Source organism: Streptomyces sp. NPDC021012 (assembly GCF_044333355.1).
Classification (GTDB): Bacteria; Actinomycetota; Actinomycetes; order Streptomycetales; family Streptomycetaceae; genus Streptomyces.
The window spans coordinates 100,976-115,676 of sequence record NZ_JBIRQU010000008.1; the positions used below are offsets into that span (position 1 = coordinate 100,976).

Below are 14,701 nucleotides of genomic sequence, written 5' to 3' on the forward strand. Positions count from 1 at the left end.
TCGTCTCATTCTCCGGTTCGTCCTTGCCCGTTCGCCTCGTCCAGGACACCGGGCAGGGCCTGGAGGAAGGCGTCCGCCTCGGCGTCGGTGAGGACCAGCGGAGGCATGATCCGTACGACATCGGGGGCGGGCGCGTTCACCAGGAGACCGGCGTCCTGGGCCGCCTGCTGCACCTGGGGTGCGAGGGGCCCGGTGAGCACGATACCCAGCAGAAGGCCCGCACCACGGACGTGGGAGACCAGCGGGTGGCCCAGACCCTCGATCCCCTGGCGCAGCCGCTCCCCCACGGACTTCACGTGATCGAGGGCCGCGTCGGCGCCGAGGGTGTCCAGGACGGCCAGTCCGGCGGCGCAGGCGACCGGGTTCCCACCGAAGGTCGTGCCGTGGTGGCCGGGCGCGAAGAGCTCCGCGGCCTCGCCGAAGGCGACGGTCGCGCCGAGCGGCAGACCGCCGCCGAGGCCCTTGGCGAGGGTCACGACGTCCGGCTCGACGCCCTCGTGGGCCTGGTGCTCGAACCAGTGGCCGCAGCGGCCGATGCCGGTCTGCACCTCGTCGAGGACGAGGAGGGTGCCGGTGGCGCGGGTGATCTCCCGGGCGGCCTTCAGGTAGCCGGCGGGCGGGACGACGACGCCGTTCTCGCCCTGGACGGGCTCGATGATGACGAAGGCGGTGTCCTCGGTGACCGCGGCCCGCAGCGCCTCCACGTCCCCGTACGGCACATGGGTGACGTCGCCGGGCAGGGGCAGGAAGGGCGTCTGCTTGCCGGGCTGGCCGGTGAGCGCCAGGGAGCCCATGGTCCGGCCGTGGAAGCCGCCGTCGGTGGCGACCATGTGGGAGCGGCCGGTGAGCCGGCCGATCTTGAACGCGGCCTCGTTGGCCTCGGCGCCCGAATTGCAGAAGAAGACCTTGCCGGGGCGGCCGAAGAGGCCCAGGAGCCGCTCGGCGAGGGCGACGGGCGGTTCGGCGACGAAGAGGTTGGAGACGTGGCCGAGGGAGCCGATCTGCCGCGACACGGCCTCGACGATCGCCGGGTGGGCGTGGCCGAGGGCGTTGACGGCGATGCCGCCGACGAAGTCCAGGTACTCCTTGCCGTCGGCGTCCCAGACCTTGGCGCCCTCACCTCGGACGAGCGGCAGCCGGGGGGTGCCGTAGTTGTTCATGAGGGAGCCCTGCCACCGCTGGGTCAGCTCCGTGTTGCTCATCAGGACTCCCCCGTCGTCTTGTCGGGCACGACCATCGTGCCGATGCCCTCGTCCGTGAAGATCTCCAGCAGGATCGAGTGCTGGACCCGGCCGTCGATGACGCGGGCCGTGGTGACCCCGTTCCGTACGGCGTGCAGGCAGCCCTCCATCTTGGGGACCATGCCGCTGGAGAGCTCGGGCAGCAGCTTCTCCAGCTGGCTCGCGGTGAGCCTGCTGATGACCTCGTCGCTGTTCGGCCAGTCCTCGTAGAGGCCCTCGACGTCGGTCAGGACCATCAGGGTCTCGGCACCCAGCGCCGCAGCGAGTGCCGCAGCCGCCGTATCAGCATTGACGTTGTAGACATGTCCGTCGTCCTGGGAGCGGGCGATGGAGGAGATGACCGGGATCCGGCCGTCCTCCAGGAGCGCCTTGATGGCGCCGGTGTCGATGGCGGTGATCTCGCCGACGCGGCCGATGTCGATCGTCTCGCCGTTTATCACCGGCTGGTGCTTGGTGGCGGTCATGGTGTGGGCGTCCTCGCCGGTGAGACCGACGGCGAGCGGGCCGTGCTGGTTGAGCAGGCCGACGAGCTCGCGCTGGACCTGGCCCGCGAGCACCATCCGGACGACGTCCATCGCCTCGGGGGTGGTGACCCGCAGGCCCGCCTTGAACTCGCTGACCAGGCCCGCCTGGTCGAGGGCGGCGTTGATCTGGGGGCCGCCGCCGTGCACGACGACCGGCTTGAGACCGGCGTGGTGCAGGAAGACGATGTCCTGGGCGAAGGCGGCCTTGAGGTCCTCGTCGATCATGGCGTTGCCGCCGAACTTCACGACGACGGTCTTGCCGTGGTGGCGGGTGAGCCAGGGCAGGGCTTCGATGAGGGTCTGCGCCTTCGGGAGGGCGGTGTGTTTCCGCGCGGTGTTGCTCATGACGAGTACGCGCTGTTCTCGTGGACGTAGTCGGCGGTGAGGTCGTTCGCCCAGATGACGGCGGACTCCTCGCCGGCGGCGAGGTCGGCGGTGATGGTGACCTCCCGGTAGCGCATGTCGACGAGGTCGCGGTCCTCGCCGACGGAGCCGTTCTTGCAGACCCAGACGCCGTTGATGGCGACGTTGAGCCGGTCGGGCTCGAAGGCGGCCTGCGTGGTGCCGATGGCGGAGAGCACCCGGCCCCAGTTGGGGTCCTCGCCGTGGATGGCGCACTTGAGGAGGTTGTTGCGGGCGATGGAGCGGCCCACCTCGACGGCGTCGTCCTCGGTCGCGGCGTTGATCACCTCGATGCGGATGTCCTTGCTGGCGCCCTCGGCGTCGCCGATGAGCTGGCGGGCGAGGTCGTCGCAGACGGTCCGTACGGCCTCGGCGAACTCGTCCTGCGCGGGGGTGACGCCGGCGGCGCCGGAGGCGAGGAGGAGGACGGTGTCGTTGGTGGACATGCAGCCGTCGGAGTCGACCCGGTCGAAGGTGAGCCGGGTGGCGGTCCGCAGGGCGGCGTCGAGGCCCTTGGCGTCGACGTCGGCGTCGGTGGTGAGGACGACGAGCATGGTGGCGAGGCCCGGGGCGAGCATGCCCGCGCCCTTGGCCATGCCGCCGACCGTCCAGCCGTCCTTGGTGACCACGGAGGTCTTGTGGACGGTGTCGGTGGTCTTGATGGCGATGGCGGCCTTCTCGCCGCCGTGCTCGGAGAGTTCGGCGGCGGCCGCCTCGACGCCCGGGAGCAGCTTGTCCATGGGGAGCAGGACGCCGATGAGGCCGGTGGAGGCGACGGCGACCTCGCCCGCGCCGACGCCGAGGACGTCCGCCGCCTTCTCGGCGGTGGCGTGGGTGTCCTGGAAGCCCTGCGGGCCGGTGCAGGCGTTGGCGCCGCCGGAGTTGAGGACGACGGCCGTCAGCTCGCCGTCGGCGATGACCTGCTGCGACCAGAGGACGGGCGCGGCCTTGACGCGGTTGGAGGTGAAGACTCCCGCGGCGGCGCGGCGGGGCCCGGTGTTGACCACGAGGGCCAGGTCCGGGTTGCCGTTCGACTTGATCCCGGCGGCGATGCCCGCCGCCGTGAATCCCTTCGCTGCGGTGACGCTCACGGAGCGACTCCAATCGTGGAAAGTCCGGTGGTCTCGGGGAGACCGAGGGCGATGTTCATGCTCTGGACCGCGCCGCCGGCAGTGCCCTTGGTGAGGTTGTCGATGGCGCTGATGGCGATGATCCGGTTCGCGTTGGCGTCGTACGCGACCTGCACCTGAACGGCGTTGGAACCGTAGACGGACGCCGTGGCGGGCCACTGCCCCTCGGGGAGCAGGTGGACGAAGGGCTCGTCCGCGTAGGCCTTCTCGTACGCGGCCCGCAGGCTCTCGGCGGTGACGCCGGGCTTCGCGGTGGCGGTGCAGGTGGCGAGGATGCCGCGGGGCATCGGGGCCAGGGTGGGCGTGAAGGAGACGGTGACCCGCTCCCCCGCCGGTCCGCTGAGGTTCTGGATCATCTCGGGCGTGTGGCGGTGGCCGCCGCCGACGCCGTACGGGGACATGTTGCCCATGACCTCGCTGCCGAGCAGGTGCGGCTTGGCGGCCTTGCCGGCGCCGGAGGTGCCGGAGGCGGCGACGATCACGGCCTCGGGCTCGGCGAGCCGGGCCGCGTACGCCGGGAAGAGGGCGAGCGAGACGGCCGTCGGGTAGCAGCCGGGGACCGCGACGCGCTTGGACCCCTCCAACGCGGCGCGGGCACCCGGCAGTTCGGGGAGGCCGTAGGGCCAGGTCCCGGCGTGCGGGGAGCCGTAGTACGTCTCCCAGTCGGCCGGGTCCTCGAGGCGGAAGTCGGCGCCCATGTCGACGACGAGGACGTCGGGCCCGAGCTGCTCGGCGACGGCGGCGGACTGGCCGTGCGGCAGCGCGAGGAAGACCACGTCGTGCCCGGCGAGCTCCTCGGCGGCGGTGGGCGCGAGGACGCGGTCGGCGAGCGGGAGCAGGTGGGGTTGGAGGGCTCCGAGTCGCTGGCCGGCGTTGGAGTGGCCGGTCAGCGTGCCGATCTCCACGTGGGGGTGGGCGACGAGGAGACGCAGGAGCTCTCCGCCCGCGTATCCGCTCGCACCCGCCACTGCTACTCGTACCGTCATCGAAACCCTCCTCATGGATGGCATGACTATACGTCCCGCCGAACTTTTATGCAACGATCCTCGGGTGGGCGCGTCCGGTCCCCCTGTGACCGAGCGTTCCACTCGGCCGGGGGGGCGTGCGAATCGGCCGGGCGGGCGCGGCCCCGAGGGCCGGCTCGGCACCCTGCGGCGGGCGCGGGACGCGCGCGAGGATCCGGACGCTCCGCGGCGTTGCGCGCGGACCGCGCACACCTGGCCGCGCCTACCGACCGCGAGCCTCGCCGCGCGGTTCGCGGACGCGCCGGATCCCCGGGCCCGCGCGTCGGCCCTGCGCGATCCGGGCGCGACGCCCGCGCTCGCCGAGCGGCCGAGCCGGGACCCGGCGGCGCGGGTGCGGGAGGCGGCCGCCCCCGATCGGCGGCTTCCGGTGGCCCGACCGCTGGGACTGCTGGAGGATCCGGAAATGGAGGCGGCCGCGGCCTGCAATCCGGCTCTGCCGGTGGCGGGGACGCGAGCCCTGTTGGACCGGGCGAGTACTCCCGGCCTCTGAGCGGCGAGCGCCTCGACCCCTGAACGGCGGGCGCGGCCGGGCCGGGCGGGCATCCCCGACCTCTGGGCGGGGGTGCCGCCGGACCGGGCGGACGCCAAGGCCGCCCGGCGGCCGGGAGACGCGTCCGAGCGACCGGGAGACGCGCCGGAGCGGCCGGGAGACGCGTCGGAGAACCACCCCTTTGCATGACCATGCGCAATGATGCATACTCTTCCCATGTCCAAGGTCCTCACCTCCCTGCCCGCCGGCGAGCGCGTCGGCATCGCCTTCTCCGGCGGCCTCGACACCTCCGTCGCGGTCGCATGGATGCGCGACAAGGGCGCCATCCCCTGCACCTACACCGCCGACATCGGCCAGTACGACGAGCCCGACATCGCCTCGGTGCCCGGCCGCGCGAAGACCTACGGTGCCGAGATCGCACGCCTGGTCGACTGCCGCGCCGCGCTGGTCGAGGAAGGCCTGGCCGCGCTCACCTGCGGCGCGTTCCACATCCGCTCGGGCGGCCGCGCCTACTTCAACACCACCCCGCTCGGCCGCGCCGTCACCGGCACCCTGCTGGTCCGCGCGATGCTGGAGGACAACGTCCAGATCTGGGGCGACGGCTCGACCTTCAAGGGCAACGACATCGAGCGGTTCTACCGCTACGGCCTGCTCGCCAACCCGCACCTGCGGATCTACAAGCCCTGGCTGGACGCGGACTTCGTGACCGAGCTCGGCGGCCGCAAGGAGATGTCGGAGTGGCTGCTCGCCCACGACCTCCCCTACCGGGACAGCACCGAGAAGGCGTACTCCACCGACGCCAACATCTGGGGCGCCACGCACGAGGCCAAGACCCTGGAGCACCTGGACACGGGCGTCGAGACGGTCGACCCGATCATGGGTGTGAAGTTCTGGGACCCGTCGGTCGAGATCGCCACCGAGGACGTCACCATCGGCTTCGAGCAGGGCCGCCCGGTGACGATCAACGGCAAGGAGTTCCACTCGGCCGTCGACCTGGTCATGGAGGCCAACGCCATCGGCGGCCGCCACGGCATGGGCATGTCCGACCAGATCGAGAACCGGATCATCGAGGCCAAGAGCCGCGGCATCTACGAGGCCCCCGGGATGGCGCTGCTGCATGCCGCGTACGAGCGCCTGGTCAACGCGATCCACAACGAGGACACCCTCGCCCAGTACCACAACGAGGGCCGCCGCCTCGGCCGGCTCATGTACGAGGGCCGGTGGCTGGACCCGCAGGCCCTCATGGTCCGCGAGTCCCTCCAGCGCTGGGTCGGCGCCGCCATCACCGGCGAGGTGACGCTGCGGCTGCGGCGCGGCGAGGACTACTCGATCCTCGACACCACGGGCCCGGCGTTCAGCTACCACCCGGACAAGCTGTCCATGGAGCGCACCGAGGACTCGGCCTTCGGCCCGGTGGACCGGATCGGCCAGCTCACCATGCGCAACCTCGACATCGCCGACTCGCGCGCCAAGCTGGAGCAGTACGCCGGCCTCGGCCTGATCGGCACCGGCAGCCCCGCCATCGGTGCCGCCCAGGCGGCCGCCACCGGGCTCATCGGCACCATGCCGCAGATGCCCGAGGGCGGCGCCGAGGCCATCGCCTCCCGCGGCGAGGTCTCCGAGGACGAGGAGATGCTGGACCGGGCCGCGATGGAGTTCGGCACGGACTGACGCACAGCGCCACGCCTGGGGAAGGCCGGTTCGACACCTTTGTGTCGGACCGGCCTTTTCGCTGGTCGAAGTGGTTCGCGACGGCCGCCGCGGGCCCGCTACCGTCTGCCCGAAACGGAATGGGGCGCGCCGTCCGAGCGCGCCCGGGGTGGGGAGTACGGAATGACGGAGACGGCACACGCGGCCCGGACGGCGGAGAGGGACTGCCCCGAGTGCGGGGAGCCCGTGGCCGAGGGCGGGAAGTACGTCACCTGGTGCGCCGCATGCGACTGGAACGTCGACCCGGGGTTGGAGGACGAGGAGACGCCGGGGCGGATCGAGCGCGTACGGCGGCGCCTCGCACAGCGGTACGGGGAGCAGCTCCTCGCCGACCTCGCCGACCTCGCGGACCCGGCCGCAGGGGCCGAGCCCGGGGCGGCGGCGGACGGCGCCCGGCCGGGGACCCGGCGCGGGGTGGCCGGCTGGTGCGCGACGGCGCTCGCGGTGGCGGTCCACGGCGTGACCGTCGCCCTGCTCGCCGGCGGGCTGTGGCTGCTCGTCGGCTGCTGGGGCAGGGGCGCCCTGCCCGTACTCGGAGGTCTCCTGATCGGTGTCGCCGTCGTGCTCCGGCCCCGGTTCGCCCGCCTCCCGAAGGACGAGGGCCACCGGGCGGTCCTGCGCCCGGCGGACGCGCCCCGGCTCTTCGCCCTGCTCGACGAGGTCGCCGCGACCGTCGGCACGACGGGCGTACGGGCCGTGGTGATCGACGCCGGCTTCAACGCCTCGGTCAGCGCGTACGGCATCCGGCAGCACCGCGTGCTCCGCATCGGCCTCAGCCTCTGGGAGGTCCTGTCCCCGCAGGAGCGGATCGCCCTCCTCGGCCACGAGTTCGGGCACTACGCCCACGGGGACACCCGCCACTCCCTGCTCGTCGGCGGCGCCTTCCAGTCCCTCGACACCTGGCGCTACACGCTGGCCCCGGCGCCCGCCCACAGCCTGGTCGAGGACTTCGCGAACCTGATGACCGCCCTGCCCCGGCTGCTCGTCGACGGCCTGCTCGTCCTGCTCGAACACCTGACCCTGCGCCAGTCGCAGCGTGCCGAGTACCTCGCCGACTCGACCGCCGCCCGCACCGCGGGCGCGGAGGCGGCGGCCGGGCTGATGGACCGGCTCCTCATCGGCGAGTCCGTCGCCGGCGCGCTCCGCCGGGAGTCCGTGGCGGCCCGGACCCGGATCGGCGGCGCGGCGCGCCGTGAGGATCCGGCCGAGGGCCTGTGGGAGCGGCTCACCGCGCACGCCGCGTCGGTTCCGGAGCACGAGTACGAGCGGCTGCGCCGGGTCGCGGAGCGCCGCGGTCACCAGGTGGACTCGACGCACCCGCCCACCCATCTGCGGCACCGGCGGCTGACGCGGGGCGCCCCGGGCGGGGCCCTGATCGTCCTGGACGCGGCGAGGGCGGCCGAGGTCGACGCGGACCTGGCCGAGGCGAGGCGGAGCGTGGCGCGGGAGCTCGTACGGGGCTGATCCCGGGTACGGCAGGGGCGGCGGCTGTCACATCCCGGCGGGTCCTCGCGTCAACGCGGTGACGGAACCGACGAGGAGTGAGGCGCCATGCACGACGACACCTTTCTGACCGCCCTGACCGGGCGTTTCGACGCCCACGAGGAGCGACTGCGGGCCGTCGCCCTGCAGATCACGGGGTCGCCCGCGGAGGCCGAGGAGGCGCTCGCCGAGGCCCGGGCGGGCCTCGGGCGGGACGAGGACGCGACGGTGCGCGCCTGGCTGACGGCGGCCGTGGGCCGGGCCTGCGTGCGGAAGGTCCAGGAGCGGAAGGTCCAGGAGCGGGGGGCGGAGGGGCGGTGGCGCGGACGGGGTGACGGGGCGTTGGGGGACGGGGGGCCTGAGTGGGACGGGGGGCCTGAGTGGGACGGGGACAACAGGGGCGGCAGGGGCGACTGGGGCGGCGGAAGCAACGGAGGTGACGGGAGCGACGGGGTCGAGTCCCTGTGGCTGATGCTGCTCGTGGTGTTGGAGAGGCTCGGGGGTGAGGAGCGGCTCGCGTATGTCCTGCACGACGTGTTCGGGCTGCCGGCGCACGAGACCGCCCGGGTCCTCGGCGGCTCCCCCGAGGCGGCGGCGCGGCTGGCCCGGCGGGCCCGGGAGCGGATCCGGGGCGGCGGAGTGGCCGGTGCCGAGGGCGAGCGGGAACGGCAGCGCGTGGTGGTGGCCCGGTTCCTGGCGGCCGCATGCGCGCGTGACGTCCGCGCGCTGGTGGCCGTCCTCGACCCGGAGGTCGTCGCGTACTCCGAGGGGGGCCCGGTCCACGGGGTCGCCGCGGTCGCCGAGACGGCCGCCGCCTTCGCCCGGAGGGCGGAGGTGTCCCGGCCGGCGCTGGTCGAGGGGGCCGTGGGCGCGGTCGGGTTCGTGGCCGGCCAGCCGGTCTCGGCGCTCGCGGCCGCCCTGCGCCGGGACCGGATCGTCGCGCTCTCCCTCACCACCGGGGAGGACCGGGTACGCGCGCTCGACCTGGCCTTCCCCGACTGCTGACGGCCGGTGAGGTACGGGCGGTGCTCGGCGCGTTCCTTTCCGGGGTCGCGGCCGTGAACCCTGCCCCGCGCGTCAGGGTCGGGTCCGGGGCGGGGAGGGGTGATCCCCGAGGACCGCCGACCCGGGGCGTCCTAGCCTTGACGCATGATCATCGATGCGAAAACCCATGTACGGGTCGCCCGCCCTTCGCGGGACCTCGCCGCCGCCGAGCGGTTCTACGTCGACGGGCTCGGCCTCGTGGTGCAGTGGCGGACCACCGAGCGGGTGCCCGGGAAGCACGACCTGCTCATGGTCGGCCCCCGGGACGGGGGCTGGCACTTCGAGCTGGCCTTCGATCCCGAGCACCCGGTGGAGCCCACGCCGACCGTCGAGGACCTGTTCGTCGTCTACCTCGGCGCGCCCGTCGAGGAGGAGCAGGTGGAGCGGCTGCTCGCCGCCGGAGGGACCCGGGTGACCTCGCACAATCCGTACTGGGACGAGTACGGCGTCACCGTCGCCGACCCCGACGGGTACCGGCTCGTCCTGTGCTCCCGCTCCTGGGGCATATGACCCAGGGGCTGTACGACCCCGGTCCGCCGGACCGGCCCTAGTCCCTGCGGACCGCCCGCAGGACCACGAACTTCCGGTCGCTCGCGACGAGTTCGCTGTTGCCGAAGATGCGGCGGAGCGTGACGTGGTAGCCGAGGTGGCGGTTGCCGATGACCCACAGTTCGCCGCCGGTCCGCAGGGCGCGCCGCGCGTCCGTGAACATGCGGCGGGCGGTGCGGTCGGTGGTGGCCTGGTGGCTGTGGAACGGCGGGTTGTTGAGGACGAGGTCCACCGAGCCGGGGGCGAGTTCGGTGAGGCCGTCGCCGACGAGGAACTTCGCCTTGCGGTCCGTGCCCAGGTGGGTGCGGAAGTTCTCCCGGGCCGAGGCGACCGCCTGGTACGACTCGTCGGTGAAGACGAGTTCCGCGTCGGGTTCGTGGAGGGCGATGGCGAGGCCGACGACGCCGTTGCCGCAGCCGAGGTCGGCGACGCGGGCGCGGCCGAGACCACCGGGGAGGTTCGCGAGGAAGAAGCGGGTGCCGATGTCGAGGCGGTCGGCGCAGAAGACGCCGGCGTGGTTGGTGACGGGCAGTCCGGGGAGACCGGGCGCGGGGGTGTCCGCCGGGAGCTCGTACGTGTGGGGCCACGGGTTCGGCCCGGGCTTGAGGGCCGGGTCGGGGGTGGTGTGGATGAGCCGGGCCTTCTTCACCGCGAGCGAGGTGCGGGTGGGGCCGAGGATCCGCTCGAAGAGCCTGAGCGTGGAGGTGTGGATGTCCTTGACCATGCCCGTGCCGACGATCACGGTGTCCTCGTGCACGGCGGGGGCGAGCCGGTGCAGCTGGTCCTCCAGGAGCGCGAGGCTCTTGGGGACGCGGACGAGGAGCACGTCGATCCGCTCGGGCGGCGGGTCCTGGGTGGTGAGCAGCCGGACGGCGTCCGGGGCTGCTCCGGCGCGCGCGAGGTTGGCCCGGGTCGCCTGCTCGCCGAGGTACGAGTCGGTGATCTGGACGAGTTCGCGGGGTTTCGCGGCCTGCAGCGCGGTGACGAGGGCTCCCCAGCGGTCGCCGAGGACGGCGACGCTGCCGGAGAGGTCGGTCCCGGCCTCGGCGAGGTGCCCGAGGAGGTACTCGTCGGAGGCGTCCCAGGCGCGGAGCTGGTCGCGCGGGTCCTCGGGGAATCGGGTCAGCGTGAAGGCGCCCCATGACGTGCTCAAACGGTTCATCGTGCTCTCAGGCTAGCCGGTCGGGAGCCCGGCCGCCGTCAGTGCGCGGCGGCGGTGAGGTGGAGGTGCCAGAGGCCGGGGCGTCCGGTGAGGGTGAGGGTGGAGAGGGGGCGGACATCGACGTTCCAGTAGGTGGCGGGCGGGGCCTTGAGGGCGTACACGAGGGCGGCGCGTACGACGGAGGGTTCGGCGACGGCGACGATGGAGCCGTCCTCGGCGGGGCGGGTGTCGAGCCAGTGCCCTATCCGGGCGATGAAGGCGAGGAGCGGTTCGCCGCCGTGCGGGGCCGTGCGGGCGTCGGTGAGCCAGGCGTCGACGGCGGCCGGTTCGAGGGCGGCGACCTCGGCAAGGGTCAGGCCCCGCCAGCGGCCCATGTCGCAGTCGCGCAGCGCGGGCTGGGCGAGCGGGGCGTAGCCGAGGGCGGTGCCGGTGGCGCGGCTGCGCGGGGTCGGGGAGCAGTAGCGCAGTTCGGCCGCGCCGAGCGGGATGAGCGCGGGCGCGGCCTGCTGCACCTCGTACCAGCCGGCCTCGTCGAGCGGCCGGTCGTCGTCGAAGCGTTCGGCGAGCAGGGAGGAGCTGCGTGCCGCCGTGACGAGCGTCACCCGAAGACTCATGGCCGCGATCGTGAGGCCGGTGACCCCGCTGGTCAAGGGGTCATATGCCGGGGTCGATGGGGGCGGGGTTCACTGCTGCCCGAGAGACATCCACTTGTCCGGATTCTGCAGTGGCGTGAAACCGACCTTCTCGTACACGCCGTGCGCGTCGGCGGTGGCGAGCATGATGCGGCGCAGTCCGTACGGTGCAAGGTGGTCGCGGACGGCGGTGACGAGCGCGGTGCCGAGGCCGGTGCCGCGGGCCGGGCGGTCGACGTAGACGTCGCAGAGCCAGGCGAAGGTGGCGTAGTCGGTGACGACGCGCGCGTAGGCGCTCATCTCGCCGGTCTCGCGGTGGTAGGCGCCGAGGTTCAGCGAGCCCGCGATGGCGCTGTCCTGCTTCTCCCGAGGTCGGCCGAGCGCCCAGTAGGCGTCGGTGGAGAGCCAGTGGTGGACGCGGGCGGCGTCGATGCGGGCGGGGTCGGCTGAGATCTCGTACGCCCCGTGCATGACGGGGGTGCCGGGAGTGTCGGGGGTCGTGCTGTCGCTCATGGGCGAAGGCTTCCAGGGGCGGGCGGGGCTTGTCAGGCGAATTTGCCCCGGGCCGGGGACGGGGCGGGGCCGCGCGGGGCGCGGTGCGGCCCCGTCCCGGGGTCAGCCGGTGAGCTCGTCCACGGCCGTCCGCAGGCGCCGCACGCCCTCGGCGATCTCCGTGGGGCCGGCGACACCCGCGAAACTCAGCCGGATGTGACCGGCGGGGGGTTCGGCGCAGAAGTAGGGGCGGCCGGGGGCGGCGGCGACCCCGGCGCGCAGGCCGGCGGCGAGGAGGGAGGCCTCGGGGAGGGTGTCGGGGAGGCGCAGCCAGAGGTGGTAGCCGCCGGAGGGGATGGAGGGCAGGGCGAGTTCGGGGAGGTGGCGGGTGAGGGCCGCGGTCATGACGTCCCGGCGGTTCTTGAGCTCCTGGGCGACGGCGCGGAGGTGGCGGGGCCAGGCCGGGGAGCCGACGAGTTCGAGCGCGGCCTCCTGGAGGGGCCGGGGGACGAAGAAGCTGTCGACGACCTGGATGGCGCGCAGTCGTTCCAGGACGGGTCCGCGGGCGGCGAGGGCGCCGACGCGGAGGCTCGCCGAGGTGATCTTGGTGAGGGAGTGGATGTGGACGACGACGCCGTCGGGGTCGTCGGCGACGAGCGGCGCGGGGAGCGGCCCCGCGTCCTCGTGGACGAGGCGGCGGGCGAAGTCGTCCTCGACGACGAAGGCCCCGGCGGCGCGGGCGATGCGGACGACCTCCCGGCGGCGCTCGGGGGGCAGCGCGGTGCCGGTGGGGTTCTGGAAGAGCGGCTGGCAGACGAAGACGCGGGCACCGGTAGCACGGAAGGCGGCTTCGAGGAGGTCCGGGCGCACTCCGTCGGCGTCGGTCGGCACGGGGACGGGTCGGAGTCCGGCGGCGCGGGCGACGGCGAGCATCCCGGGGTAGGTGGGCGACTCGACGAGGACGGGGGTGCCCGGCGGGGCGAGGGCGCGCAGCGCGGTGCTGATGGCGGACTGGCCGCCGGCGGTGACGAGGACCTCGGCGGCGGTGATGCTGCCGCCGATCTCGCGGGCGAACCATTCGCGCAGTTCGGGAAGGCCGTCGGTGGGCGGTCTGCCCCAGGCGCCGGGGCGGCGGCCGGCCCGGGCGAGGGCGGCGGCGAGGGCGCTCTCGGGCTGGAGGGAGGGGTGGAGGTAGCCGCCGTTGAACTCGATCACGCCGGGCGGGGGCGCGGAGAGGGTGACGAGTACGCCGGAGGCGTCGACGGCCCGGGGGACGAGTTCGGTGGCGGTGTCCGCGCTGAGGGCGACCTCCTGCCAGGAGGTGTCCCCGGCGACGGGGGTGGGGGGGCGGGGTTCGGCGCGGAAGGCGCCGGCGCCGGGGCGGGTGACGACGAGCCCTTCGGCGGCGAGCTGGGCGAGGGCCCGGGTGACGGTGACCGGGGAGACGCGGTAGCGCTCGACGAGTGCCCGGCTCGATGGCAGTTTTCCACCGGGAGAGTAGCGGTTCAGCTCCGCTTTCAGGGTTTTCGCCAGTTCAGCGACACTGCTACGCTCATGCATGAGAGCACACGATAGCGCTACTACCCCGACGACGATAGCGGTCGCCTCCACCGGATCACCGCGCACCGGATCACCGCGCACCGGGTCCGCCCGCGCCGCCGACCTCCGGACGAGCGGCACGCTGCTCGCCGGTCTCGGCGTGGTCTCCTTCTCGCTCACCTTCCCGTCGACCGTCTGGGGCCTGGAGAGCTTCGGCCCCTGGTCGCTGGTGGCCGTGCGCTCCACCCTCGCCGCGCTCATCGCGGGCACCTTCCTCCTCGCGGGCCGGGTGCCGCCGCCCGAGCGCCGCCACTGGGCGGGCCTCGCGGTGGTCGCCTGCGGTGTCGTCATCGGCTTCCCGCTCCTGACCACGCTGGCCCTGCAGACCTCCACCACCTCGCATGCCGCCGTGGTCGTGGGCCTCCTGCCGCTCACCACCGCCACCCTCGCCGCCGTGCGGACCGGGCGGCGGCCGTCCCGCGCCTTCTGGTTCGCGGCCGTCTCCGGCGCCCTGGTGGTGCTGGGCTTCACCCTCCAGCAGAGCGGCGGATCGTTCTCCACGGGCGACCTGTACCTCTTCGGGGCACTGCTCGTGTGCGCGGCCGGCTACACCGAGGGCGGCAGGCTCGCCGCGCTCATGCCGGGCTGGCAGGTCATCGGCTGGGCCCTGGTCCTCTGCCTGCCGCTGATGGCGGTCGCCTCGGCCGTCGCGCTGTCGATCGAGCCGGTCCGCCTGACCGCCCACGGCGTCATCGGCCTCGCCTGGGTCGCCGCCGGGTCCACCTTCTTCGGTCTGTACGTCTGGTACCGGGGCATGGCCGCGATCGGCATCCCCAAGGCCAGCCAGCTCCAGCTCGCCCAGCCGCTCCTCACCCTCTTCTGGTCGGTCTTCCTGCTGGGCGAGACCCTGCCCCTGGCCGCCCCGGTCGCCGCGGTGGCGGTGCTGGTCTGCATCGCCGTCACCCAGCGGGCGAAGAGCTGACGCGACGAATCCGGACGAAGCGGGTCACAATGACAGGGAGAGGCCCTGCGCAGTACGGACAGGACAAGCCCGGTCGCGAGGAGGTCAGCCCGATGCAGGCGAGCAAGGGCGACAAGCTGCTGGTACACGGCCGGACCGTCGGTCACCACGACCGCACGGCCGAGGTCCTTCAGGTACTGGGGGAGAACGGCTCTCCCCCGTACCGCGTGAAGTTCGACGACGACGGCCACGAGGCCCTGATGTCGCCGGGCCCCGACACCGTCGTACGTCACAAGCCGGAGCCGGGGATCGGCTGAT

14 protein-coding genes are annotated in these 14,701 nt (G+C 73.5%); 6 read left to right on the forward strand and 8 right to left on the reverse strand.

What is annotated here, in order from left to right; translation table 11 throughout:
* Nucleotides 1–5: 5 nt before the first annotated feature.
* The 4 genes from ACH4TP_RS25865 to argC are packed head-to-tail and all read right to left on the reverse strand — an operon-like array spanning nt 6 to nt 4,283.
* Nucleotides 6–1,202 carry an acetylornithine transaminase gene (locus ACH4TP_RS25865; RefSeq protein ID WP_398186442.1) on the reverse strand — a complete coding sequence of 399 codons (1,197 nt, stop codon included), beginning with the start codon at nt 1,200–1,202 and terminating at the stop codon, nt 6–8.
* Complete coding sequence (gene argB / locus ACH4TP_RS25870; protein ID WP_389228188.1) at nt 1,202–2,110, reverse strand: acetylglutamate kinase; 909 nt, start codon at nt 2,108–2,110, stop codon at nt 1,202–1,204. The genes ACH4TP_RS25865 and argB overlap by 1 nt, the downstream gene beginning before the upstream one ends.
* Entirely contained in the window at nt 2,107–3,258 is a 1,152-nt protein-coding gene (gene argJ, locus ACH4TP_RS25875) for a bifunctional glutamate N-acetyltransferase/amino-acid acetyltransferase ArgJ (protein ID WP_389228191.1), read from the reverse strand. Before argJ ends, argB begins: the two co-directional genes overlap by 4 nt.
* Nucleotides 3,255–4,283 (reverse strand): N-acetyl-gamma-glutamyl-phosphate reductase, encoded by a 1,029-nt coding sequence (gene argC / locus ACH4TP_RS25880; RefSeq protein ID WP_389228194.1) that lies wholly within the window; start codon nt 4,281–4,283, stop codon nt 3,255–3,257. Before argC ends, argJ begins: the two co-directional genes overlap by 4 nt.
* A 745-nt stretch (nt 4,284–5,028) precedes the next feature.
* Between argC and argG the strand changes: the two genes are divergently transcribed.
* The 4 genes from argG (at nt 5,029) to ACH4TP_RS25900 (ending at nt 9,558) form a co-directional block, all read left to right on the forward strand.
* Nucleotides 5,029–6,483: an argininosuccinate synthase gene (argG, locus tag ACH4TP_RS25885; protein WP_398186437.1), complete on the forward strand. Its 1,455-nt coding sequence runs from the start codon at nt 5,029–5,031 to the stop codon at nt 6,481–6,483.
* Between the two features lie 162 nt (nt 6,484–6,645).
* Nucleotides 6,646–7,986: a M48 family metalloprotease gene (locus ACH4TP_RS25890; protein ID WP_398439267.1), complete on the forward strand. Its 1,341-nt coding sequence runs from the start codon at nt 6,646–6,648 to the stop codon at nt 7,984–7,986.
* A gap of 87 nt (nt 7,987–8,073) precedes the next feature.
* Entirely contained in the window at nt 8,074–9,009 is a 936-nt protein-coding gene (locus tag ACH4TP_RS25895) for a sigma factor-like helix-turn-helix DNA-binding protein (RefSeq protein WP_398439268.1), read from the forward strand.
* A 144-nt stretch (nt 9,010–9,153) separates the two neighbouring features.
* A complete protein-coding gene (locus tag ACH4TP_RS25900; protein ID WP_398186428.1) occupies nt 9,154–9,558 on the forward strand; it encodes a VOC family protein in 405 nt (134 codons plus the stop codon).
* 37 nt (nt 9,559–9,595) lie between these two features.
* On the opposite strand, the gene ACH4TP_RS25905 is transcribed toward ACH4TP_RS25900, so the two are convergent.
* The 4 genes from ACH4TP_RS25905 to ACH4TP_RS25920 form a co-directional block, all read right to left on the reverse strand.
* The gene (locus ACH4TP_RS25905; RefSeq protein ID WP_389228208.1) at nt 9,596–10,759 is read right to left on the reverse strand and encodes a methyltransferase; all 1,164 of its coding nucleotides are present in this window, start codon (nt 10,757–10,759) and stop codon (nt 9,596–9,598) included.
* Nucleotides 10,760–10,797: 38 nt separating this feature from the next.
* Nucleotides 10,798–11,373 (reverse strand): histidine phosphatase family protein, encoded by a 576-nt coding sequence (locus tag ACH4TP_RS25910; protein ID WP_398186422.1) that lies wholly within the window; start codon nt 11,371–11,373, stop codon nt 10,798–10,800.
* A 69-nt stretch (nt 11,374–11,442) separates the two neighbouring features.
* Nucleotides 11,443–11,904, reverse strand: coding sequence for a GNAT family N-acetyltransferase (locus ACH4TP_RS25915; protein ID WP_398186420.1), 462 nt, complete (start codon nt 11,902–11,904; stop codon nt 11,443–11,445).
* 102 nt (nt 11,905–12,006) lie between these two features.
* Nucleotides 12,007–13,443 (reverse strand): PLP-dependent aminotransferase family protein, encoded by a 1,437-nt coding sequence (locus ACH4TP_RS25920; protein ID WP_398439269.1) that lies wholly within the window; start codon nt 13,441–13,443, stop codon nt 12,007–12,009.
* Between ACH4TP_RS25920 and ACH4TP_RS25925 the strand changes: the two genes are divergently transcribed.
* Nucleotides 13,442–14,404, forward strand: coding sequence for a DMT family transporter (locus tag ACH4TP_RS25925; RefSeq protein WP_398439270.1), 963 nt, complete (start codon nt 13,442–13,444; stop codon nt 14,402–14,404). The two genes, ACH4TP_RS25920 and ACH4TP_RS25925, sit on opposite strands and share 2 nt — an antisense overlap.
* Nucleotides 14,405–14,496: 92 nt before the next feature.
* Entirely contained in the window at nt 14,497–14,700 is a 204-nt protein-coding gene (locus ACH4TP_RS25930) for a DUF1918 domain-containing protein (protein WP_389228223.1), read from the forward strand.
* Nucleotide 14,701: the final 1 nt, after the last annotated feature.

What these genes read in the sequence shown, in the direction of transcription:
- argB (WP_389228188.1), bottom strand. Translation starts at nt 2,110, where the DNA reads ATGAGCAACACCGCGCGGAAACACACCGCCCTCCCGAAGGCGCAGACC.
- ACH4TP_RS25925 (WP_398439270.1), top strand. Translation starts at nt 13,442, where the DNA reads ATGAGAGCACACGATAGCGCTACTACCCCGACGACGATAGCGGTCGCC.
- ACH4TP_RS25930 (WP_389228223.1), top strand. Translation starts at nt 14,497, where the DNA reads ATGCAGGCGAGCAAGGGCGACAAGCTGCTGGTACACGGCCGGACCGTC.
- ACH4TP_RS25920 (WP_398439269.1), bottom strand. Translation starts at nt 13,443, where the DNA reads ATGCATGAGCGTAGCAGTGTCGCTGAACTGGCGAAAACCCTGAAAGCG.
- ACH4TP_RS25895 (WP_398439268.1), top strand. Translation starts at nt 8,074, where the DNA reads ATGCACGACGACACCTTTCTGACCGCCCTGACCGGGCGTTTCGACGCC.
- argC (WP_389228194.1), bottom strand. Translation starts at nt 4,283, where the DNA reads ATGACGGTACGAGTAGCAGTGGCGGGTGCGAGCGGATACGCGGGCGGA.
- ACH4TP_RS25915 (WP_398186420.1), bottom strand. Translation starts at nt 11,904, where the DNA reads ATGAGCGACAGCACGACCCCCGACACTCCCGGCACCCCCGTCATGCAC.
- ACH4TP_RS25865 (WP_398186442.1), bottom strand. Translation starts at nt 1,202, where the DNA reads ATGAGCAACACGGAGCTGACCCAGCGGTGGCAGGGCTCCCTCATGAAC.
- ACH4TP_RS25890 (WP_398439267.1), top strand. Translation starts at nt 6,646, where the DNA reads ATGACGGAGACGGCACACGCGGCCCGGACGGCGGAGAGGGACTGCCCC.
- ACH4TP_RS25905 (WP_389228208.1), bottom strand. Translation starts at nt 10,759, where the DNA reads ATGAACCGTTTGAGCACGTCATGGGGCGCCTTCACGCTGACCCGATTC.
- ACH4TP_RS25910 (WP_398186422.1), bottom strand. Translation starts at nt 11,373, where the DNA reads ATGAGTCTTCGGGTGACGCTCGTCACGGCGGCACGCAGCTCCTCCCTG.
- argG (WP_398186437.1), top strand. Translation starts at nt 5,029, where the DNA reads ATGTCCAAGGTCCTCACCTCCCTGCCCGCCGGCGAGCGCGTCGGCATC.
- ACH4TP_RS25900 (WP_398186428.1), top strand. Translation starts at nt 9,154, where the DNA reads ATGATCATCGATGCGAAAACCCATGTACGGGTCGCCCGCCCTTCGCGG.